The sequence below is a fragment of the Bradyrhizobium sp. USDA 4501 genome (assembly GCF_054062115.1).
Window position 1 is genome coordinate 1,293,959 of the sequence record NZ_JBSSEX010000001.1, and the last position, 19,617, is coordinate 1,313,575.

The 19,617-nt window shown below is 65.4% G+C and carries 16 protein-coding genes and 1 pseudogene; 10 read left to right on the forward strand and 7 right to left on the reverse strand.

Going from position 1 to position 19,617, the window contains the following annotated elements:
- The first annotated feature begins 14 nt into the window (after positions 1 to 14).
- The 4 genes from ACVWZM_RS06090 to ACVWZM_RS06105 are packed head-to-tail and all read left to right on the forward strand — an operon-like array spanning position 15 to position 3,327.
- On the forward strand, positions 15 to 884 hold the full coding sequence (locus tag ACVWZM_RS06090; protein ID WP_028334343.1) for a branched-chain amino acid ABC transporter permease: 870 nt from the start codon (positions 15 to 17) through the stop codon (positions 882 to 884).
- Positions 884 to 1,870 carry a branched-chain amino acid ABC transporter permease gene (locus ACVWZM_RS06095; RefSeq protein ID WP_168857899.1) on the forward strand — a complete coding sequence of 329 codons (987 nt, stop codon included), beginning with the start codon at positions 884 to 886 and terminating at the stop codon, positions 1,868 to 1,870. Before ACVWZM_RS06090 ends, ACVWZM_RS06095 begins: the two co-directional genes overlap by 1 nt.
- Positions 1,871 to 1,880: 10 nt before the next feature.
- Complete coding sequence (locus ACVWZM_RS06100; RefSeq protein WP_076827049.1) at positions 1,881 to 2,630, forward strand: ABC transporter ATP-binding protein; 750 nt, start codon at positions 1,881 to 1,883, stop codon at positions 2,628 to 2,630.
- The gene (locus ACVWZM_RS06105; protein ID WP_456852192.1) at positions 2,623 to 3,327 is read left to right on the forward strand and encodes an ABC transporter ATP-binding protein; all 705 of its coding nucleotides are present in this window, start codon (positions 2,623 to 2,625) and stop codon (positions 3,325 to 3,327) included. Before ACVWZM_RS06100 ends, ACVWZM_RS06105 begins: the two co-directional genes overlap by 8 nt.
- 120 nt (positions 3,328 to 3,447) lie before the next feature.
- Here the strand turns inward: ACVWZM_RS06105 and ACVWZM_RS06110 are convergent, their stop codons facing one another.
- Together ACVWZM_RS06110 and ACVWZM_RS06115 are read right to left on the reverse strand one after the other, a co-directional pair.
- Positions 3,448 to 5,391: an alkyl/aryl-sulfatase gene (locus ACVWZM_RS06110; protein ID WP_168857897.1), complete on the reverse strand. Its 1,944-nt coding sequence runs from the start codon at positions 5,389 to 5,391 to the stop codon at positions 3,448 to 3,450.
- Between the two features lie 49 nt (positions 5,392 to 5,440).
- Positions 5,441 to 7,261: a flavin-containing monooxygenase gene (locus ACVWZM_RS06115; RefSeq protein WP_456852194.1), complete on the reverse strand. Its 1,821-nt coding sequence runs from the start codon at positions 7,259 to 7,261 to the stop codon at positions 5,441 to 5,443.
- A gap of 123 nt (positions 7,262 to 7,384) precedes the next feature.
- Between ACVWZM_RS06115 and ACVWZM_RS06120 the strand changes: the two genes are divergently transcribed.
- The gene (locus ACVWZM_RS06120; RefSeq protein WP_057017541.1) at positions 7,385 to 8,173 is read left to right on the forward strand and encodes an IclR family transcriptional regulator; all 789 of its coding nucleotides are present in this window, start codon (positions 7,385 to 7,387) and stop codon (positions 8,171 to 8,173) included.
- A gap of 229 nt (positions 8,174 to 8,402) precedes the next feature.
- Here the strand turns inward: ACVWZM_RS06120 and ACVWZM_RS06125 are convergent, their stop codons facing one another.
- From ACVWZM_RS06125 to ACVWZM_RS06145, 5 genes and pseudogenes are all read right to left on the reverse strand, one after another.
- Positions 8,403 to 9,506, reverse strand: a complete 1,104-nt coding sequence (locus ACVWZM_RS06125) for an ABC transporter ATP-binding protein (RefSeq protein WP_456852196.1) — start codon at positions 9,504 to 9,506, stop codon at positions 8,403 to 8,405.
- Positions 9,507 to 9,521: 15 nt separating this feature from the next.
- Positions 9,522 to 10,547, reverse strand: coding sequence for an ABC transporter substrate-binding protein (locus ACVWZM_RS06130; RefSeq protein ID WP_168857894.1), 1,026 nt, complete (start codon positions 10,545 to 10,547; stop codon positions 9,522 to 9,524).
- Between the two features lie 23 nt (positions 10,548 to 10,570).
- Positions 10,571 to 11,008 (reverse strand): ABC transporter permease, encoded by a 438-nt coding sequence (locus tag ACVWZM_RS06135; protein WP_456852198.1) that lies wholly within the window; start codon positions 11,006 to 11,008, stop codon positions 10,571 to 10,573.
- Between the two features lie 499 nt (positions 11,009 to 11,507).
- Positions 11,508 to 12,314, reverse strand: a pseudogene (locus tag ACVWZM_RS06140) (ABC transporter permease); the annotation flags it as partial.
- Positions 12,315 to 12,925: 611 nt separating this feature from the next.
- Positions 12,926 to 13,288: a darcynin family protein gene (locus ACVWZM_RS06145; RefSeq protein ID WP_016846500.1), complete on the reverse strand. Its 363-nt coding sequence runs from the start codon at positions 13,286 to 13,288 to the stop codon at positions 12,926 to 12,928.
- A gap of 77 nt (positions 13,289 to 13,365) precedes the next feature.
- Here ACVWZM_RS06145 and ACVWZM_RS06150 point away from each other — a divergent pair, with 77 nt between their 5' ends.
- From ACVWZM_RS06150 to ACVWZM_RS06170, 5 genes are all read left to right on the forward strand, one after another.
- Positions 13,366 to 13,989 carry a TetR/AcrR family transcriptional regulator gene (locus tag ACVWZM_RS06150; protein WP_210262874.1) on the forward strand — a complete coding sequence of 208 codons (624 nt, stop codon included), beginning with the start codon at positions 13,366 to 13,368 and terminating at the stop codon, positions 13,987 to 13,989.
- 99 nt (positions 13,990 to 14,088) lie between these two features.
- Complete coding sequence (locus tag ACVWZM_RS06155) at positions 14,089 to 15,486, forward strand: MFS transporter (protein ID WP_168857892.1); 1,398 nt, start codon at positions 14,089 to 14,091, stop codon at positions 15,484 to 15,486.
- A 153-nt stretch (positions 15,487 to 15,639) separates the two neighbouring features.
- Complete coding sequence (locus tag ACVWZM_RS06160) at positions 15,640 to 16,089, forward strand: (2Fe-2S)-binding protein (RefSeq protein WP_016846497.1); 450 nt, start codon at positions 15,640 to 15,642, stop codon at positions 16,087 to 16,089.
- A 10-nt stretch (positions 16,090 to 16,099) separates the two neighbouring features.
- Positions 16,100 to 18,286, forward strand: a complete 2,187-nt coding sequence (locus ACVWZM_RS06165) for a xanthine dehydrogenase family protein molybdopterin-binding subunit (RefSeq protein WP_168857891.1) — start codon at positions 16,100 to 16,102, stop codon at positions 18,284 to 18,286.
- A gap of 58 nt (positions 18,287 to 18,344) precedes the next feature.
- A complete protein-coding gene (locus ACVWZM_RS06170) occupies positions 18,345 to 19,616 on the forward strand; it encodes an NAD(P)/FAD-dependent oxidoreductase (RefSeq protein ID WP_253587485.1) in 1,272 nt (423 codons plus the stop codon).
- Position 19,617 lies beyond the last annotated feature (1 nt).

The following is a 19,617-nucleotide window of genomic DNA, read 5'->3' on the forward strand; positions in this document are numbered from 1 at the left end:
CGCGGTCGCATCGCATGTGGGAGACACTGGCCCAGGCCGTGATCAACGGCCTGCTCATCGGCGGCATCTACGCGCTTGTCAGCATCGGCGTCACGCTGATCTTCGGCGTGGTCAAGATCGTCAACTTCGCCCAGGGCGAGTTCGTGATGATCGGGATGTATATCTCGTTCTTCCTCGCCACCCAGTTCGGCATCGATCCACTGGTCTCGCTCGTGGTCTCGATGCCGGTGCTGTTCCTCGCCGGCGTCCTGATCCAGCATTTCCTGATCCGCAGGGTGCTGGGGCCGAACGACATGCCGCAGATCTTCCTGACCTTCGCGCTGTCGCTGTTGCTGCTCAATCTCTCGCTGATGTTGTTCAGCGCCAATTACCGCACAGTCCACACGTCCTATTCGGATGCGGCGTGGCATATCGGCGGGCTGTACATCCCGGTGGCGAAACTGATCGCCTTCGCGGTCGCGATGGCGCTAAGCGGGCTGCTGTGGGTATTCCTGCACACCACCGATCTCGGCCGCGCGATGCGCGCCGCATCGCAGAACCGCGACGTCGCGATGCTGATGGGGATCAATCCGAACCGCGTGTTCGCGGTCGCGTTCGGCACCGCGCTGGCGCTCGCGGGCGCCGCCGGCTCGCTGCTGATGCCGTTCTATTCAGCCTATCCATTCGTCGGCCAGGTGTTCGTGCTGATGGCGTTCGTCGCGGTCGTGATGGGCACGCTCGGCAATGTGATGGGCGCGCTGATCGCAAGCCTGATGATGGGCGTCGCGGAATCGCTCGGCATCCAGTTCGTCGGCGCCGATTCCGGCTTGATCGTGGTGTTCGCGCTGCTGCTGCTGACGCTCGCGTTCAGGCCGAGCGGGCTCGGCGCCAGGAGGGGCCGGTGATGCAGACGTCCAGCAACTTCAAATGGCTGTGGCTCGCGATCGGGGCGGTCGTCATGCTCGCCTTGCCCCAGCTCGTCACCTCATCGTTCGCGATCGACATCTTCATCCGCATCCTGCTGTTCTCCTTCATCGGCGTCGCCTGGAACCTGATGGGCGGCTACGCCAAGCAGCTGTCGCTCGGCCACGCCGCCTATTTCGGGCTCGGCGCCTACACCTCCACCATCATGCAGGTGAACTACGGCATCTCGCCCTGGATCGGGATGATCGCGGGCGGCGTGGTCGCGATGCTCGCAAGCCTGCCGATCGGCTGGCTCTGCTTCCGCCTGCGCGGTCCCTATTTCACCATCGCCACCATCGCGACAGCCCAGGTGCTGATGCTGATCTTCCTCAAGTTCCGCGACTTCGCCTGGGGCGCCGAAGGCACCACGATCCCGAACCTCGGCAGTGCGCCGTTGATGATGCAGTTCGAGGAAAAGTCGTCGTACTATTACGTCGTGCTCGGCCTGCTCGTGGTCGGGCTGTGGATCACCTACAGAATCGAGAAATCCTGGATCGGCTACTATCTCGTCGCGATCGGCGAGGATGAGGACGCCGCCGAGGCGGTCGGTGTCAACGCGCCGAAGGTCAAGCGCGACATCTACATGATCAGCGCGTTCCTGACCGCGCTCGCCGGCACCTTCTACACGCAATACATCTACTTCATCGATCCCGCGACCGCGTTCAGCTTCAACGTCTCGATCGAGGCGGCGCTGGTGTCGATCGTCGGCGGCATCGGCACGCTGTGGGGACCGGTGATCGGCACCGTGCTGCTGGAGACCACGTCGGCGCTGCTGCAAAGCTGGCTCGGCAGCTCGGTCGGCGGCATCCAGCTCACGGTCTACAGCCTGATCCTGATGGCTGTCATCCTGTGGCGGCCGACCGGACTGATCGGGTTCGCGACCGACATCTATCACCGCACCGCCCGGCGCAAGCCGGCGCGCGCCTGAGGTCGTCGCGATGGCAGAAGCACTCGTCATCAAGGGTCTCAGCAAGCGCTTTGGCGGCCTGCGCGCCGTGCAGGACGTCAGCTTCACGGTGCAGGAGAACGAGACGGTCGCGCTGATCGGGCCGAACGGCGCCGGCAAGACCACGAGCTTTCATTTGATCACGGGATTTCATCGGCCGGATTCCGGCTCGGTGCTCGCCTTCGGTCACGAGATCGTGGGGCTCAAGCCGCATGATGTCTGCGCGCTGGGCCTTGCCCGCACCTTCCAGGTGGCAAAGCCGTTCGGCGCGATGACCGTGCTCGCCAATGTGATGACCGGCGCGTTCCTGCGCGACCGGCATATCGCGGCCGCGCGCAACAAGGCGCTCGAGGCGATCGAGTTCGTCGGCCTCTCCGTCAAAGAGCAGACCCCGGCCAAGGACCTCACCACCATCGACCAGCGCCGGCTGGAAATGGCCCGCGCGCTGGCAACGCAGCCAAAGATCCTGCTGCTCGACGAGGTGATGGCCGGACTCAACCCGGCCGAGATCGACCAGGCGGTGGCGCTGGTGAAGAAGCTCTCCGCCAGCGGCCTCACCATCGTGATCGTCGAGCATGTGATGCGCGCGATCATGGCGGTGGCTCGCCACATCGTGGTGCTCGACCACGGCCAGAAGATCGCCGAGGGCGCGCCGAAGGAGATCGTGGAGAATCCGGAAGTGATCCGCGCCTATCTCGGCTCCTATGTGCATCCGCCGGCGCAGGGAGACGCCCATGCTTGAGCTCTCGCGCGTCAGCGCCAGCTACGGCTCGGTCCCTGCCATCACCGATGTCAGCATCTCCATTGGCGAGGGCGAAGCCGTCGGCCTGTTAGGTGCCAATGGTGCCGGCAAGAGCACGACGCTGCGCGCCGTCTCCGGCCTCGTCAAGCTGTTCGGCGGCAAGGTCACGTTCGACGGCGTCGACCTCGCCACGCTGTCGCCCTACCGGATCCCCGAGCTCGGCATCGCGCATGTGCCGGAAGGCCGCCAGGAGTTCCCGGAAATGACGGTGCAGGAGAATCTCGAGATCGGCGCCTACACGCCGAAGGCCAAGGCGGATCGCGCGCGCACGATGGAGCTCGTTTACAGTATCTTCCCGCGGCTCGCCGACCGCAGGAAACAGTTCGCCGGCACCATGAGCGGCGGCGAGCAGCAGATGCTCGCGGTCGGCCGCGGCCTGATGCTGAAGCCGCGCCTGTTGATGCTGGACGAGCCCTCGCTGGGCCTCGCGCCTGTGATGACCGACGTCACCTTCGAGAAGATCGGCGAGATCCACAAGATGGGCACCGCGATCCTGCTGGTCGAGCAGAATGTCAGCCGCGCGCTGTCGCTGGTGCAGCGGGCCTACGTGCTGGAAAGCGGCAATGTGATCATGCAAGGCAGCAGCGCCGAGCTCGCGGGCAACAAGCAGGTGCAGGCGGCGTATCTCGGGATTTGAGATACTTGCCAACTCAGTGCGTAAGTTAAGTGCCACGTCATTCCGGGATGGTCCGAAGGACCAGACCCGGAATCTCGAGATTCCGGGTTCGATGCTTCGCATCGCCCCGGAACGACTTCGTCACGTCACCGCCGTCCGCTTCGGCTCGACGATCTCGAACATCCGCGGGAATTCGTCCATCAGCGCCATCAATTCATCGAGCCGCTGCAGCTCGCCGGATGTCTTGATCCTGCCGGCATCGACGGCGTCCGGGAAAGTGGTCAGCTTGGCGATGACCTCGTCCAGCACGCTGCGCGCCAGCGTGAAGCTCGCCTGCGCATCGGCCGCCTGCGCACCCCTAACGTAGGTCAGGGCTGAATTCTCGAGATTGAGCACGAAGGTCTCGCCGGTATCGGTAAAGCTCCAGTTCAGCACGATGCGCTTGCCTTCGGCCTTGGGGCCGTTGAGGCGGATGCCGAGCACGTCCCAAAGCTGCTCGGTGCGCAGCGCAGCCAGCGTCTCGCGCGGCATCGGCGAGCGCGGCGGCGTCTTCGGCATGCCCTGCCGCAGCTCCTGCGCACCGAACAGATAGGCGTTGCGCCAGGTCGAGCTTTCCGCGGCATAGCCGAGCTGCTCGAACGTGTCGGCGAGGAGCGAGCGCGCGGCCTGATTATCAGGCTCGGCGAACACGAGATGGCTGACGGCCTGCGCCACGAAACGGAATTCGCCCTTGGCAAAATCCGCCGCGGCGCGTTTCAGGATCGCGTCGGCGCCGCCCATATACTCGACATATTTCTTGCCGGCCTCGACCGGCGGCAGCGGATCGAGGTTGACCGGATTGGCATCGTACCAGCCGAGATATTTCTGGTAGATCGCCTTCACATTGTGCCTGATGTGGCCGTAATAGCCGCGGCCGTGCCAGGCGCCCTCCAGGCTCTGCGGCAGGCGGATCGTCTCGGCGATCTCGGCTGCATTGAGCCCATGGTTCATCAGACGGATGGTCTGGTCGTGCGCGTATTTGTAGAGGTCGCGCTGCTCGCGGATCATGCTGTCGATCCGCTCCCGCCCCCACACCGGCCAGTGGTGCTGGCCGCACATCGCTTCCGCCTTGCCGCCCCACATCTGCAACGCCTCGCCGAGATATTTCGACCAGGCCAGCGCATCGCGCACATCCGCGCCGCGGAACGGCAGCAGATTGTGGAAATTGTGCGTGCAGTTCTCCGCAAGATTCAGGAGCTTGTAGCGCGGGATGAAGAAATGCATCTCCGCCGGCGCCTCGCTGTTCGGCGCCATCTGGAATTCGAACTCGACGCCGTCGATCACGCGCTTGTCGCCGGTCGCGATGATCAAATCGGTCGGCCGCAGCAGCGCCACGCCGCCCGCCGCCATAGTCTTGCCGAGGCCGCAGTCGACATGGCCGCGCACGCCCTTGGCGAGGAACGGCCCGAACTGGTATTGCGCACGGCGCAGCATCGCCGGCCCCGCGATGATGTTCTCGGAGACCGCATGCTCCATGAAGAGGTTCGGCGCGATGATCGGCACGCCCGTCGCCAGCATAGCGTCGTCGAGCACACCGCGGGCGCCGCCCCAATGGTCGGTGTGGGTGTGGGTGAAGATGACGGCGGCGACCGGCCGCTTGCCGCGGTGCCGGAAGTACAATTCCATCGCGGCGCGCGCGCCCTCGATCGAGGTCAGCGTGTCGACCACGATGACGGCCGTGTCGCCCTCGATCAGGGTCATGTTGGCGATGTCGAGGCCGCGCACCTGGTAGACACCCGGCACCACCTCGAACAGGCCGTGATGCATGTTGAGCCGCGACTGCCGCCACAGGCTCGGATCGACGGTCGCGGGCGCTTTCTCCTCGGACAGGAATCCGTAGGGCTCGAGACTCCAGACCGCCCTGCCCTGGGCCGAGGTGACGCGTGCGTTCTCGATGGTGCCGAGAAAGCCGCGCGCGGCGTCGTCGAAGTCCCTGGTGTCGGCGAACGGCAGCGCCTTCAGCGTCGCCGCGTGCTGCGCGATGACCGGCGCGGATGCCGCCTTCGGACTTTCGTGCGACGTTTCGCTTGCGGTTGTCTGGGCCATACTCAAGCACTCCCTCGATTGGCGGAAATCGGTTCCGATCGCGCTTCCCTCAGCGGAATTGCACGCCCTCGAACTGGCCGCTACGGCGCCAGCCGTCGATATATTTGAAGTAGGCCAGCGCGCCCGAGGGATGGCCGACACTGAGCTTGGCCGCGGGACCGGGCTCACGGCCCTCATTGTTGTAGTAGCCGGGCGTGCAATCCGGCCCGCCGATCATCCGGCCGACGCCAGTCAGCAGCAGTTCGACCCAGCGATCCTCGGCTTCCTTGCTGACCTCGATTTCCATGAAGCCGTTGTCCTGCGCGTGGCCGACCATCAGCGCGATGGTGCGCGCCGCTTCGGTCAGATTGTGTGGCACGTTGGAGATCAGATTGGCGCCCTGGGTCGGCTGCACGAAGAACACGTTGGGGAAGCCGTGCACGTGGATGCCGTGCTTGGTACGCATGCCCTCGGCCCAGTGCTCCGATAGCTTGATGCCGTCGCGGCCGGTCAGATCGAAGCCCGCGCGCCGCTTGTACTCGGTACCGACCTCAAAGCCGGACGCATAGATGATGCAGTCGAGCTGATACTCCTTGCCCGCAACGACGATTCCGTTCTCGGTGATCTCATCGACGCCCTTGCCGTCGGTATCGACCAGATGGGTGCCCGGCGTACTGAACGCCTGCAGATAGGCGTCGTGGAAGCATGGCCGCTTGCAGAGCTGGCCGTACCAGGCCTTGAGATTCCTGGCAGTGTCGGCATCGCGGACGATGGTGTCGACCCGGTTGCGGATTTCCTCCATCTTCTCGAAGTCAGAATCCTCGAACGCGGCCCGCATGTTCTCCACGCTTCGCTGCTCGCGCGGCAGCAGCATGATCTTGGCGCGGATCCGCTTCGACAGGTCGGTCCAGCCGTCCTGCACCAGATCCTCCTCGGCCGATCCGCCGGCCTGGTTGGCGGTGAAATTCTCCAGCCAGCGCTGTTGCCAGCCCGGCGTCGCGATCTCGGCAAACCAGTCGGGATCGATCGGCTCGTTGCCGCGCACATCGACCGACGATGGCGTACGCTGGAATACGTAGAGCTCCTTGCAGGCGCGCGCGAGGTGCGGAATGCATTGCACCGAGGTCGCGCCGGTGCCGATGATGCCGACGCGCTTGTCGGCCAGCTTCTCCATCAGCGCGCCCTTGGGGTCACCGCCGGTGTAGTCGTAATCCCAGCGGCTGGTGTGGAACGAGTGGCCCTTGAAGCGCTCGATGCCGGGAATGCCGGGCAGCTTCGGCACGTGCAGCGGGCCGGTGCCGATGCCGACATATTGCGCGGTGAACGCGTCGCCCCGCGTGGTGCGGATGATCCAGCGCGATTGCGCCGCGTCCCAATCGAGGCTCGTCACCTCGGTGTGGAACAGCGCATTGTCGTAGAGATTGAATTGCCTCCCGATCCGCTGGCAGTGCGCGAGGATCTCCGGCGCATGCGCGTATTTCTCGGACGGCATGTGGCCGGTCTCTTCGAGCAGCGGCATGTAGACCATCGACGCCGTATCGCACTGCGCGCCGGGATACCGGTTCCAGTACCAGGTGCCGCCGAAATCGCCGCCCTTCTCGACAATGCGGACGTCCGTGAGCCCGGCCTCGGTCAGCCGCGCCGCGGTGGCGAGCCCGGCGAAGCCGCCGCCGATAAAGGCGAAGGTGACGTGATCGGTCTTCGGCGCGCGCTCAACGACCGGCGTGTAGGGATCGTCGAGATAATGCGCGAGCTGGCCCTTGATCTGGAGATACTGGTCATTGCCGTCGGGACGCAGCCGCTTGTTGCGCTCCTCCTGATACTTCAGGCGCAGCCTCTCCTTGTCGATCGCGGCGGGCTTTGCGTCTCGGGCTTGCTCGGTCATCGTCATCGGGAGTCGCCTCGCTCCAGCGGTTCCTTGTCCTTATTCCCGGCAGATAAACCGATATCGACACGATTTGCAAATTCATTCCGATATATTGACAAATCAGGCCATCTGCGACCAATATTCCGTATGATAGCATCTTCCCCTGCCGAGACTCAGGCGGACCCGTCCTTTGCGACCACCCTTGCGCATGGGCTCGATGTACTGGCGGCGTTTCGCCGTCATCCCGGCTCGCTGTCGAACGCCGAACTCGCGTTGCATACCGGCCTGTCGCGGCCGACGGTGTCGCGGCTGACCTACACGCTCGAGCAGCTCGGTTATCTCAGGCGCGACACCAAGGGCCGCTTCGTGCTCGGGCTGGGTGCGCTCGCCGCCGCCTATCCTGTGTTGTCCGCGCTGAAGGTGCGTCAACTGGCACGTCCGCTGATGCGCGACTTCGCGACCTATGCCGGCGGCACGGTGTCGATCGCGATGCCGTTCGGGATCGACTTCATCTATGTCGAGACGCTGCGCACGACGGATACGGCGCCGCACGTGCCCGACGTCGGCTTTGTCAGCACGCTGGCGCCGACCGCGGTGGGGCGCGCCCTGCTGTCGCTGTTCACCGAGGACGAGCTCGGCGCCTATGTCGCGCGCGTCAAGGCCGAGCGCCCCGACGAATTCGATTACGTGCAGAAGCGCACCTTGCCCGACATCGAATTGTGCCGCGAGCGCGGCTTTGCCGTCTCGCTGGGCGAATGGCGGCGCGAGATCTTCGGCGTCGCCGCCCCGCTCTATCGGACGCCGACCGGCGAATGCCTGTCGGTCAATTGCGGCGTCCCCTCCTTCCGCTTCAGCGCCGAGCAGATCGAGCGCGAATGCGGTCCGCGCATCCTCGGACTCGCCCGCAGCATCCGCGCGCTGGTGGAGGAAGGTTAGGCGGCGCGCTGGCGGCACAGGCTGCCTGCCATCGCGCCACGCGACGGCCGCCGCTTCACCTCGCCCCCGCGTGCGGAACGCATCGTTAGATGGGTTCCGGGTGAGGGGGAGCCTCCGCAAACGCAACTATCACTGTATTCGCGGAAGCAGCCCCTCCCCCCCCCTCTCCCCGCGAAGAGCGGGGCGAGGGAGCCCAGCCCTTCGCCACTCGACGCGACAATACCACGCTCTAATCATGCGATGCCGGCCCGCTGTCGCGATAGGCCCACAGGCATTCGCGCGGCAACGCGACCTGTGCCTCGACGCCGACCTGATGGCGCGCGGCGGTGCCGAGCTCGATCGCTTCCAGCCGTTTGCCGAACAGCTCGATGCCGTAGGCGGTCTGGGTGCCCTGATATCTACGGTCGAGCACCTTTGCCGAGAACGTGTTGGCGCCGTCGGGCCGGCCGATCGCGATGTTCTCGGGCCGCAGCGCGATCCGCACTTTCTCGTCGGGCTTGAGCGCCTGGCACAGCGCGACCTCCCCCTGCCGGCCGTCACCGAAATCGACCACGCCATAGCGGCCATTGCATGTGACGAGCGTGCCCGCGAGCTCGTTGGTGGCGCCGGTGAAATTGGCGACGAACAGATCGGCCGGACGGTTGTAGATCACGTCGGGCGTGTCCATCTGCAGCAGCTTGCCGTCGCGCATCACCCCGATCCGGTCGCCGAGCACGACCGCCTCGGCCTGGTCATGGGTGACGTAGAGCGCGGTCATCCCGGTCTGCTTGAGGATGACGCGAAGGTCGTCGCGCAGCCGCAGACGCAGTTTGGCATCGAGGTTCGACAGCGGCTCGTCGAGCAGGAGGAGTTGCGGCCGGTACACCGTGCTGCGCGCCAGCGCGACGCGCTGCATCTGGCCGCCCGACAGCGCCACCACCGGCCGGTCGGCATAGTCGGACAGTCCGACCAGCGCCAGCGCCTCCTCGACCATGCGGGCAGCATCGGTGCGCCCGATCTTGCGGTGCTTCAGCGGATAGATCACGTTCTGCCGCACCGTCATATGCGGCCACACCGCATAGGACTGGAACACCATGCCGAGATCGCGCGAACGCGGCGGCACGAGGATGCCGCTTGCCGGCGAGGAGACCACCCGCCCGGAAATGCTGATCTCGCCACCGGTCGGATGCTCGAGCCCGGCGACGCAGCGCAGCGTCGTGGTCTTGCCACAGCCGGACGGCCCCAGCAGCACCACGATCTCGCCGGCCGGCACGCCAAAGCTGACGCCGTCGATGGCCGGGCGGCCGATCGAGAATTGCTTCCTGAGATCGGTGACTTCGAGCGTCGCCGTCATCGCTGCACCATCAGCCTATTGCCGGTAGCCAAACGTCTTGTCCCAGTCCGCGACCCACGCCGCGTGCAGCTTCACATACTCGTCGAACTTCGGATACCAGAGCTTGACCACCTTTGGATCGAACCCCTCCGGATATGCCGGCGGCGCCTTCAGGGATGTGAGATTGCCAAGCTCCTTGATCATGAAGGTCTGTCCTTCCTTGGACAGACACCAGTTCAGGAACAGCTTTGCTGCATTGGGATGGACCGCCGTCTTCGGAATGCCGGTCGCGTAGGGATTGACCGGAGCGCCTTCGGGCGGAAAGAAGATCTCGATCGGCGCGCCGTCCTTCTTCTTTTGGTAGATCACGTTGTAGAGCAGCGGCGCGATCGCGATCTCGCCGCGCACCAGCGCATCGGCCGTCGGCGCGCCGGAGGGATACAGCACCGGATGGGTCGCGGCCTGCTTTGCCCAATAGTCCTCGCCGAGCACCTGGCGCTCGAACATGATCCGCGTCCAGGTGGTGCCGCCGGACTGCGCGAACACCTGCCCGATCAATTTGTCATACTGCGGCTTGGTCAGGTCCATCCAGGATTTCGGCGGGTCCTTCACCAGCTCGGCGTTGTAGGCGATCGACCAGGCGATCGTCGCGCGCGGCCAGTATTTCGGCGAGATCAGCGCGTGCGGATCGTAATCGGCCGCGTTCGGCGGCGCGTAATCCTGGAACAGGTCTTCCAGCGGCTGCATCAGCGCGCGGTCGGAATGGTCGACGACGTCGGCGATCAGCTTGCCGGCCGCGGCCTCAGTCTTCACGCGGGTGATCAGCTGGCCGCCGGGCGCCCGGACCATCTCGACCTTGATCTCGGGAAAGCGCTTATTGAAGGCCTTGATGACCTGCTGCTCGATCTCGGCGAAGTTCGCGGTGTAGTAGACGAGCTTGCCTTCGGACTTGGCCGCCGCGATCAACTCCGCCGAGCCGAACTCCTGCGCCTGTGCCGCAGGCGCCAATGCAAGCGTCGCCACGCTTGCAAAGGCCAGTGTGGTGAAGGTTCGTCTATCCATCGCAATCCTCCCCTTATTCGTTGTTATCCGGTCCGCGCCACGTTGCCCTGCGCCGATCCGCGCGACAGCCAGTTGGCGCCGCCGATCAGGACACCGAGCAGCACGGTCTGCACCAGGCTGAAGGCCGCGGTCTTGCCGATATTGCCGCCCTCATAATAGTCGAGCAGCAGCACCGACATCACCATGGTGTTGCTGGTGTAGAGGAACAGCGACGAGCCGAGCTCGCGGATCGCCAGCACGAACAGCAGCGTCATCGACGCCAGCACCCCCGGCCGCGCCAGCGGCAACACGATCGTCCTGATGGTGCCGAGCATGCCCTTGCCGCAGACCCAGGCGGCCTCCTCGAGTTCGCGGTGGATTTGCAGGAACGAGGTCGACAGCGCCTTCACGGTGTCCGGCATGAAGCGCGCAATGAAGGCCAGCGCGAGAATCCAGATCGTGCCGTAGAGCCCGCCCGGCACGCCGATCCAGGCCCAGAGATAGGCGACGCCGAACCACCAGCCCGGGGATCGCGACCGGCAGCGTCGAGATCAGGTCGATGGCGCCGCGTCCGCTGACGCGGGTGCGATGGATGGTGTAGCCGATCGCAAAGGCGAGCGCGCCGCCGACAACGGCCGTGATGACGCCGACCTCGACCGCATTGTAGATCGAGCGCATCGTCAACGGATTGTCGAAGATGCTCTCGAAATGCGTCAGCGAATATTGCCGCATGTCGAACAGGCTCGCGACGTCGCGGATGAACATGAACTTGCGGAACGCCGCGACGATCAGCGCCAGCGACGGCAGCACCACGACGATGAGGAGGTAGACGATCCCGATCGCGAAGGTGAGCCAGCGCCATGGGCCGAGATCGAGGCTGCGCGGCCGGAACGCCTTGCCCGCGACGGTGGTATAGCTGCGTCCGCTCAGCAATTTCTGCTGCAGATAGACCAGGAGCCCCGTGACCACCATCAGGATGATCGCGACCGCAGCCGCGGTGTTGTAGAGCGGCGGCGACCAGTTGGTGAGCTTGAAGATGTAAGTGGTGAGCACGTTCAGGTTGGTCGGCGCGCCGAGCACGGCGGGGATGCCGTAGATGCCGAGCATCACGATGAACGACAGCAGCATGCCCGAGACGATCGCCGGCATGATCAGCGGGAACGTCACCGTGAACAGGGTCGCGACCGGGCTCGCGCCGGAGATCTCCGCGGCCTCCTCCAGGCTCGGGTCCATGTTGCGCAGCGCCGACGAGGTGAACATGTAGACATATGGCGCGTAGTAGATGCCGAACACGAACACCAGGCCCCACATCGAATAGAGATCGACGCGCAGGTCGGAGCCCATCCACTTGAACATCGTATTGATCAAGCCGGTCTTCGGCGAGCCGAGAATGGCCCAGGCCACCCCCGCGACCAGCGGCGGCGCGAACAGCGGCAGGATGCTGGCCGCGGCGATGAAGCCCTTGAACGGCGTGTTGGTGCGCACCACGATCCAGGAGAACAGGAGCCCTATCGCGACCGCGATCACCGTGCCGCCGCCGCAGGCAATCAGCGTGTTGAGCAGCGCTTCGGCGACGTTCGGATTGGCCAGCACGGCGAGGAAATTGGCGATCGACAAATGGCTCAGGCTGAGACGGATGCCGTCGACCACCGGATTGGTGTCGGTGAGCGCGCCGAGCAGCAGCATGAAGACGGGATAGATGACCAGGAAGGTCAGGATCGCCAGCAATGCCGCGACCCAGAGGCCGGTGAACGCGCGGCGGCGAGTTCCCTCGCTGGCGCTTCGCATGGCTTCGCTGCGCCGGTCGGCCTGTCCGTGCAATGCGCGTTCCCTCTTGCGGCCCGATCTGACGCCGGGCCTGCTTGTATACCAAGGGTAGTCGATCGCGACTGTGACGCAAGCTATCCGAAAGTCGCTTCGGCGCGATTCTGTGACGCACCGCGGGAACACGAAATCGATTGATCGCGTTCGCACGCTGCTCCACCGCCGTCGTCCCGGCGACGGCCGGGACCCATACTCCGCGGCGGATGTCTTGAACGGGACTCGTCGTTCCAGCACGCCCAACAAGCAGCATCGGTGGTTATGGGTCCCAGCCTGCGCCGGGACGACGATGCGGGTGGGGCGGAATTCGAGATGCCAAAACAGCCACTCGGTGTCATCACCCGCGCAAGCGAAAGCGGGTGATCCATCACTGACACCTCACTCCAAGGCATGGACGGCCTCCCGAATCGGACCAATCCAGCCAATGTTGATGTGTCAGCTATGTCTCCGAACACCCGTCAGTGATCTGTCCGGGCTGAACATCGAGCCGGGCGATGACAGATGTGGATGGGACGCAGTTGCGTCGCTACAGGCTGCCGTGACGCCGGCCCGGAACAGTCCGGGCCGGCGTCGGCATTCTAGGCAAGGTAATTGCCTTCGAGCGCCGGCATGATGTCGAGCACTTCGAAATAGTGGTCCCAGAACCTCGTCTCGCGCAGGTGGTCGCAGAACCACGCCCAGGCCGAGAGGTCATCGGTCTCGCAGATCATGACGTCGGTCGCCCTGGTCGAGAAGGCCTCCGGCTCGAACCAGCGCACCTTCAGCTCCGGGCGACGCCGGAGCAAGGGAATGACCTCCTCATGCAGGAAGGCGAGACGCTGCTCGGTCTTCAGATCGAGCCAGTGCCGCGTGGTCTTGACCATGACGAAGATATGAAACCTGTGCGGATCGTCCTCGTGTTCGGGAAGCACGGGGGACGAGGTCGTTTGCAGTGTCACCATTGATCGGTTCTCCTTTCACGGCCATAATGTGAGTAATTGCTCATATTCCACAACTCGCGTTTTGGGAGATGCCCCTCATGCCGGCGAAGCGGCGCATCAAGGCCCGGAAACAGCCGCTTCAGCAGCGTTCGCGGGAAACCGTGGCGGTGATTCTGGAAGCGGCGGCTCGCGTTTTGGAAGCGGGCGGGCTCGAGGGCTACAACACCAATGCGGTCGCCGAGCGCGGCGGGATCAGCGTCGGCTCGGTGTACCAGTACTTCCCGAACAAGGACGCGCTGACGCTGGCTTTGATCACGAGGTTCGAGGACGCGCTGCTGGCGAAAGTGCGGGATGCGGTCGCGGCATCCGAGGGCAAGAGCCTGACGGTATCGCTCAGCCTGATCGTTCGGGCCCAGCTCGAGGCGCATGCCGAGCGCGCCGGGCTCAATCGCATTCTGGAGGCCGAGGAGGATCGCCTGCGCCCGGCGTCATTGGGCACGTCAGCGACCGGCGAATTGAAGGAACTGGTCGCCGCCCTGCTGGCGCGGCATCGTCGTGAGATCGCAAGGTCAGTCGACGATGACGCCATCGAGGATCTGATCGTGATCAGCCGCGCCATGGTCGACCACGCGCTTCAAAACGACCTCTCGCAGGCTGCGGCCAGCCGCCGGGTGCTGCGCGCCATCGAAGGATATCTGTTCGGTCCGCGGCGGGACTTCTGACGCTTCCGGCAAGGCCGCTTCGCATACGCATCATGCAATGGCGCGGCTGGGGAACGGGATGCCGGCGTAGTACATGGCGGTCGCGGAGACATTTCAGGCATGCTCGAGAAGACCCCGACCACCGCGGCAACGGCGCCGATCACCGATGGGTTGCCTTGGGAACGCCGCCGCTGGGCGGTGGCCGCGATCTTCACGGCGCTGGCGATGGCCTCGCTCGATACCGCGATCGCCAATATCGCGCTGCCGGCGATTGCGAGCGATCTGCATGTCAGCCCTGCGGAAGTGGTCTGGGTCGTCAACGTCTATCAGATCGCGCTGGTCGCGACGCTGCTGCCGCTCGGCGCGCTCGGCGAGATCGTCGGCCACCAGCGAATCTATCTCGGCGGCCTGCTGCTGTTCACATTGGCGTCACTCGGCTGTGCCCTGGCGTGGTCGCTGCCGAGTCTGCTGGTTGCGCGCACCTTGCAGGGGCTCGGCGCCAGCGGCCTGATGAGCGTCAACACAGCGCTGGTGCGCTTCGTCTATCCGAGCCGGATGCACGGCCGCGGCTTCGGCCACAATGCGCTCGTGGTCGCGACCGCCTTCACGCTGGGGCCGACCATCGCCTCCGGAATCCTCGCGCTCGGCCCATGGCCCTGGCTGTTCGCCGTCAATATTCCGTTCGGCGTCGTCGCGTTGCTGATCGGCATGAAGACGCTGCCGACGACGCCGCGCGCCACCCACGCCTTCGATTTCGCCGGCGCGGCGCTGGCCTGCGCCTGTCTCGGCCTCTTCATCATCGGCATCGGCAGCGCCGCGCACAAGGCCGCGCCGGCGCTTGTCATCGCCGAGCTTGTCGGCGCCGTCCTGTTCGGATGGATCCTGACCCGGCGGCATGCCGACCATCCGGCGCCGATGCTGCCGATCGACCTGTTCCGGCGGCCGATCTTCGCGCTGTCGGCCGCGACCGCCGTCTGCTCATTCGCTGTGCAGGGCCTCGCCTTCGTATCGCTGCCGTTCTACTTCGAGGACATATTGCACCGCTCGCAGGTCGAGACCGGCTTCTTCATGACGCCCTGGCCGCTGGTGGTCGCCTTCATGGCGCCGATCGGCGGCCGGCTGTCGGACCGCTATCCGGCCGGCATCCTCGGCGGCATCGGCATGCTGCTGCTCGGACTTGGCATGGTGCTGCTCGCGACCCTGCCGACCGAGCCCAGCGTCGCCAACATCGTCTGGCGCACGATGATCTGCGGCATCGGCTTCGGTTTCTTCCAGACCCCGAACATGAAGGCGATCATGTCGAGCGCGCCGTCGCATCGCAGCGGCAGCGCCAGCGGCATCGTCGCGACCGCGCGGCTGACCGGGCAGACCAGCGGCGCCGCCCTCGCCGCGCTCTGCTTCGCGCTGGCCGACCGCGAGGGCGCCACCGTGGCGCTGGCGCTGGGTGCCGGATTCGCCGCGCTCGGCAGCGTCATGAGCTTCCTGCGTTTGGCGGTCGCTTCACCGCAAAAGTCATGACAGGTATGCGGCGCGCACAGTCCGCGGCCAAACACCACAGCATCAACTTTCTTTCGCGCTGCGAGCGCATTTTCTTGATTTGAACCGTTCCAGTTTCAAGGCCAACATCGCGCTGCAGTCCGGTCGGAGGATCGGACCATTCAGGGGATCGCGATGGCAAACCTCAAAATTAACGGCAAGACAATCACTGTAGACGTCGAGGACGATACGCCACTGTTGTGGGCTATCAGAGAGAACGTCGGACTGACGGGGACCAAATACGGCTGCGGCATCGCCCAATGCGGCGCCTGCACCGTGCATATCGACGGCGTCGCGATGCGCTCCTGCGGCGTCACGGTGAGCGAAGCGGCCGGCAAGGAAATCACCACGATCGAGGGTCTCGCGGCGGGCGGCGTGATGCACAAGGTGCAGCTCGCCTGGATCGCCAGCGACGTGCCGCAATGCGGCTATTGCCAGAGCGGCATGATCATGGCCGTCGCGGCGCTCTTGAAGGACAATCCGAAGCCGACCGACGACGACATCAACGACGCCATCACCAATATCTGCCGCTGCGGCACCTTCCAGCAGGTGCGCGAGGCGATCCATGCTGCCGCGAACGCATAAGGACGCAGCGATGAACCAGCACGTCATGCCAAAACTGAATCGCCGCGCCTTTGTGATCGGCACCGCAACCGCCGGCGCCGGCCTCGCGCTCGGCCTCGACCTGCCGTTCGGCGGCCCCGCCGTGGTGCGCGCGGCCGACGGCGCGCCTGAAGTCAACGCCTGGGTCGTGATCCGGCCCGACGACACCGTGGTGATCCGCATCGCCCGCTCCGAAATGGGCCAGGGCACGCTCACCGGCCTCGCCCAGCTCGTCGCCGAAGAACTGGAATGCGACTGGTCGAAGGTCACGACAGAATATCCGACGCCCGGCCAGAGCGTCGCCCGCAAGCGCGCCTGGGGCGACTTCTCGACCGGTGGCAGCCGCGGCATCCGCACCTCGCAGGATTATGTCCGCAAGGGCGGCGCCACCGCGCGCGTTATGCTGATCCAGGCGGCAGCCAACGAGTGGAAGGTGCCGGCCTCGGAATGCAAGGCCGTCAACAGCGTCATCACCCACACGCCCTCGGGCAAGACGACGACCTACGGCAAGGTCGCGGAAGCCGCGGCCAAGCTCGAGCCGCCGGCCGACGTCAAGCTGAAGGACCCGAAGGACTGGACCATCGCCGGCAAGGGCCTGAAGCGGCTCGACACCGTCGACAAGACCACCGGCAAGATGGTCTACGGCATCGACGTCAAGCTGCCGGGCATGCTGAACGCCGCGATCAAGGATTGCCCGGTGTTCGGCGGCAAGGTGAAGAGCTTTGACGAGGCCAAGGTCGCTGGCATGAAGGGCGTCAAGAAGGTGGTGCAGGTCGGCGACAGCGCCGTTGCCGTCGTCGCCGACACCTGGTGGCACGCCAAGACCGCGCTGGATGCGTTGCCGATTGTCTGGGACGAAGGCCCCAACGCCAAGGTCTCCAGCGAGACGATCGCGACGTGGCTCGCCGAAGGTCTCGACAATGCGCAGCCGGCCTACATTGGCAACCAGAATGGCGACGCCAAGGCGGCGATCGCCGGCGCTGCCAAGAAGGTCGAGGCGATCTACAGCTATCCCTACCAGAACCACGCCACGATGGAGCCGATGAACGCCACCGTGCTCTACACGCCTGACAAATGCGAGGTCTGGTGCGGCACGCAGAATGGCGAGGCGGCGTTCGCGGCGGCGCTGGAGGCCTCCGGCGTGCCGGCGGAGAAGGTCGACGTGCACAAGCTGATGCTCGGCGGCGGCTTCGGCCGGCGCGGCATGACCGACTATGTGCGGCAGGCGGTGGCGATCGCCAAGCAGATGCCGGGCACGCCGATCAAGCTGCTGTGGTCGCGCGAAGAGGACATGCAGCACGGCAAGTATCACCCGATCACGCAGTGCAAGCTGACCGGTGCGTTCGATGCCGACAACAACCTGGTCGCGCTGCACTACCGGCTGTCGGGTCAATCCATCCTGTTCTCGGTGCGCCCGGAAGCGCTGCAGAACGGCATGGACCCCGCCGCGTTCCAGGGCGTCGCGCAAGCCGGCGAGGCCGCGATCGGCTATTCGGTGCCTAACCTGCTGGTCGAGCATTCGATGCGCAACCCGCACGTTCCACCGGGCTTCTGGCGCGGCGTCAACGTCAATCACAACGCGATCTACATGGAATGCTTCATGGACGAGCTGGCGCTGGCGGTCGGGCAGGACCCGCTCGAATTCCGCCGCAAGCTGATGGGCAAGCACCCCAAGCATCTCGCCGTGCTCAACGCCGTGGCCGAGAAGATCGGCTGGGGCACGCCGGCGCCGCAGGGCGTCTATCGCGGCATCGCGCAGGTAATGGGCTATGGCAGCTATGTTGCCGGCGCCGCCGAGATCTCGGTGACCGACGGCAGCAAGATCAAGGTGCATCGCATCGTCGCCTCCACCGATCCCGGCTATGTCGTCAACCCGGCGCAAGTCGAGCGGCAGATCGCGGGCTCCTTCGTCTACGGCCTCAGCGCGCTGTTCTACGGCGGCTGCACCGTGAAGGACGGCCGCATCGAGCAGACCAATTTCGACACCTACAACTCGATGCGCATCAACGAGATGCCGAAGGTGGAATCGGTGATGGTGCCGAGCGGCGGATTCTGGGGCGGCGTCGGCGAGCCGACCATCGGCGTTGCGGCGCCGGCGGTGCTCAACGCCTATTTCGCCGCGACGGGAAAGCGCATCCGCAGCTTCCCGCTGCGCAACCAGAACATCAGCTTCGCCTGATCAAACCGGAAGCGGCGGCCCCGACCGGCCGCCGCCTCCTTTTTTCGGATTCTCGTGCATGGCCGTCACGCGTCATCAGACGCGCAGGGATGTGATCCGTGGCGCCGCTGCCGTCGCAGCGGCCGCCTTGGCGCGTCCGGCGTTGGCGCAGGCGGCGCCGCGCATCGCGGTGATCGGCGGCGGCTTCGGCGGCGCGGCCTGCGCGCGGGCGCTGCGGCGGCTCGACACCAAGCTTCAGGTTACGCTGATCGAGCCGAACAGGACTTTCACCGCCTGCCCCTTCAGCAACGAGGTGATTGCAGGTCTGCGCGAGCTTGCCGCGCAGCAATTCACCTATGACAAGGTTGGGGCCGACGGCATCACGATTGCCGCACAGGCGGCGACGAAGGTCGACGCGCAGGCGCGCAGCATCGCGCTCGCTGATGGGACAACGCTGTCCTATGACCGGCTGGTGCTGGCCCCCGGCATCGACATGCGCTTCGACGCCCTCTCCGGCTATGACGAGGCAGCGGCCGAGAAGATGCCGCACGCCTGGAAGGCCGGCGAGCAAACCATGCTGTTGCGCAAGCAGCTTGAAGCCATGGACGATGGCGGCCTCGTCGTGATCGCGGTGCCGGCTGCGCCGCTGCGCTGTCCGCCCGCGCCTTACGAGCGCGCCAGCCTGATCGCGCATTATCTGAAGGCGAACAAGCCGAAGTCGAAGATCCTGGTGCTCGACGCCAAGGACAATTACTCGCAGCAGAAGCTGTTCGAGAAGGCCTGGACGGAGCTCTATCCCGGCATGATCGAACGGATCGCGCTGTCGCAGGGCGGACGGGTGACGTCGGTCGATCCGGCGACCAACGAGATCGTCACCGACTTCGGCAACTACACCGCCGCGGTCGCCAATGTGATCCCGCCGCAAAGGGCCGGCCGCATCGCTGACATCGCCGGCGCCGCCGACCACACCGGCTGGTGCCCGATCGATCCCGTCACATTTGCTTCAAAGCTCGTGCCCAACATCCACGTCATCGGTGATGCCGCGATCGCCGGCGGCATCCCGAAATCCGCCTCCGCGGCGGCAGCGCAAGGCCGCGCCTGCGCGGCCGCGATCGTGAGCGCGCTTGCCGGCAAGGCGCCGGAGACGCCGCGGCTGGATGGTGCCTGCTACAACACGGTCGCGCCGGGCTACGCCTTCTCGCTGAAGGGCATCTATCAGCCGAAGGAAGATCAGTACGCCGAAGCGGAGGTCACCACGAGCCCGGTCGATGCGCCGCGCGAACTGCGCCAGCGCGAGGCCGATCAGGCGCTCGACTGGTTCAAGAGGATCACGGGAGATGCCTTTGGCTAGG

Bases quoted from the DNA above. Each gene is read 5' to 3' on its own strand.
- ACVWZM_RS06130 (WP_168857894.1), bottom strand. From the start codon at position 10,547: ATGGATAGACGAACCTTCACCACACTGGCCTTTGCAAGCGTGGCGACG.
- ACVWZM_RS06095 (WP_168857899.1), top strand. From the start codon at position 884: ATGCAGACGTCCAGCAACTTCAAATGGCTGTGGCTCGCGATCGGGGCG.
- ACVWZM_RS06115 (WP_456852194.1), bottom strand. From the start codon at position 7,261: ATGACGATGACCGAGCAAGCCCGAGACGCAAAGCCCGCCGCGATCGAC.
- ACVWZM_RS06160 (WP_016846497.1), top strand. From the start codon at position 15,640: ATGGCAAACCTCAAAATTAACGGCAAGACAATCACTGTAGACGTCGAG.
- ACVWZM_RS06155 (WP_168857892.1), top strand. From the start codon at position 14,089: ATGCTCGAGAAGACCCCGACCACCGCGGCAACGGCGCCGATCACCGAT.
- ACVWZM_RS06150 (WP_210262874.1), top strand. From the start codon at position 13,366: ATGCCGGCGAAGCGGCGCATCAAGGCCCGGAAACAGCCGCTTCAGCAG.
- ACVWZM_RS06105 (WP_456852192.1), top strand. From the start codon at position 2,623: ATGCTTGAGCTCTCGCGCGTCAGCGCCAGCTACGGCTCGGTCCCTGCC.
- ACVWZM_RS06120 (WP_057017541.1), top strand. From the start codon at position 7,385: ATGATAGCATCTTCCCCTGCCGAGACTCAGGCGGACCCGTCCTTTGCG.
- ACVWZM_RS06090 (WP_028334343.1), top strand. From the start codon at position 15: ATGTGGGAGACACTGGCCCAGGCCGTGATCAACGGCCTGCTCATCGGC.
- ACVWZM_RS06100 (WP_076827049.1), top strand. From the start codon at position 1,881: ATGGCAGAAGCACTCGTCATCAAGGGTCTCAGCAAGCGCTTTGGCGGC.
- ACVWZM_RS06170 (WP_253587485.1), top strand. From the start codon at position 18,345: ATGGCCGTCACGCGTCATCAGACGCGCAGGGATGTGATCCGTGGCGCC.
- ACVWZM_RS06125 (WP_456852196.1), bottom strand. From the start codon at position 9,506: ATGACGGCGACGCTCGAAGTCACCGATCTCAGGAAGCAATTCTCGATC.
- ACVWZM_RS06165 (WP_168857891.1), top strand. From the start codon at position 16,100: ATGAACCAGCACGTCATGCCAAAACTGAATCGCCGCGCCTTTGTGATC.
- ACVWZM_RS06110 (WP_168857897.1), bottom strand. From the start codon at position 5,391: ATGGCCCAGACAACCGCAAGCGAAACGTCGCACGAAAGTCCGAAGGCG.
- ACVWZM_RS06145 (WP_016846500.1), bottom strand. From the start codon at position 13,288: ATGGTGACACTGCAAACGACCTCGTCCCCCGTGCTTCCCGAACACGAG.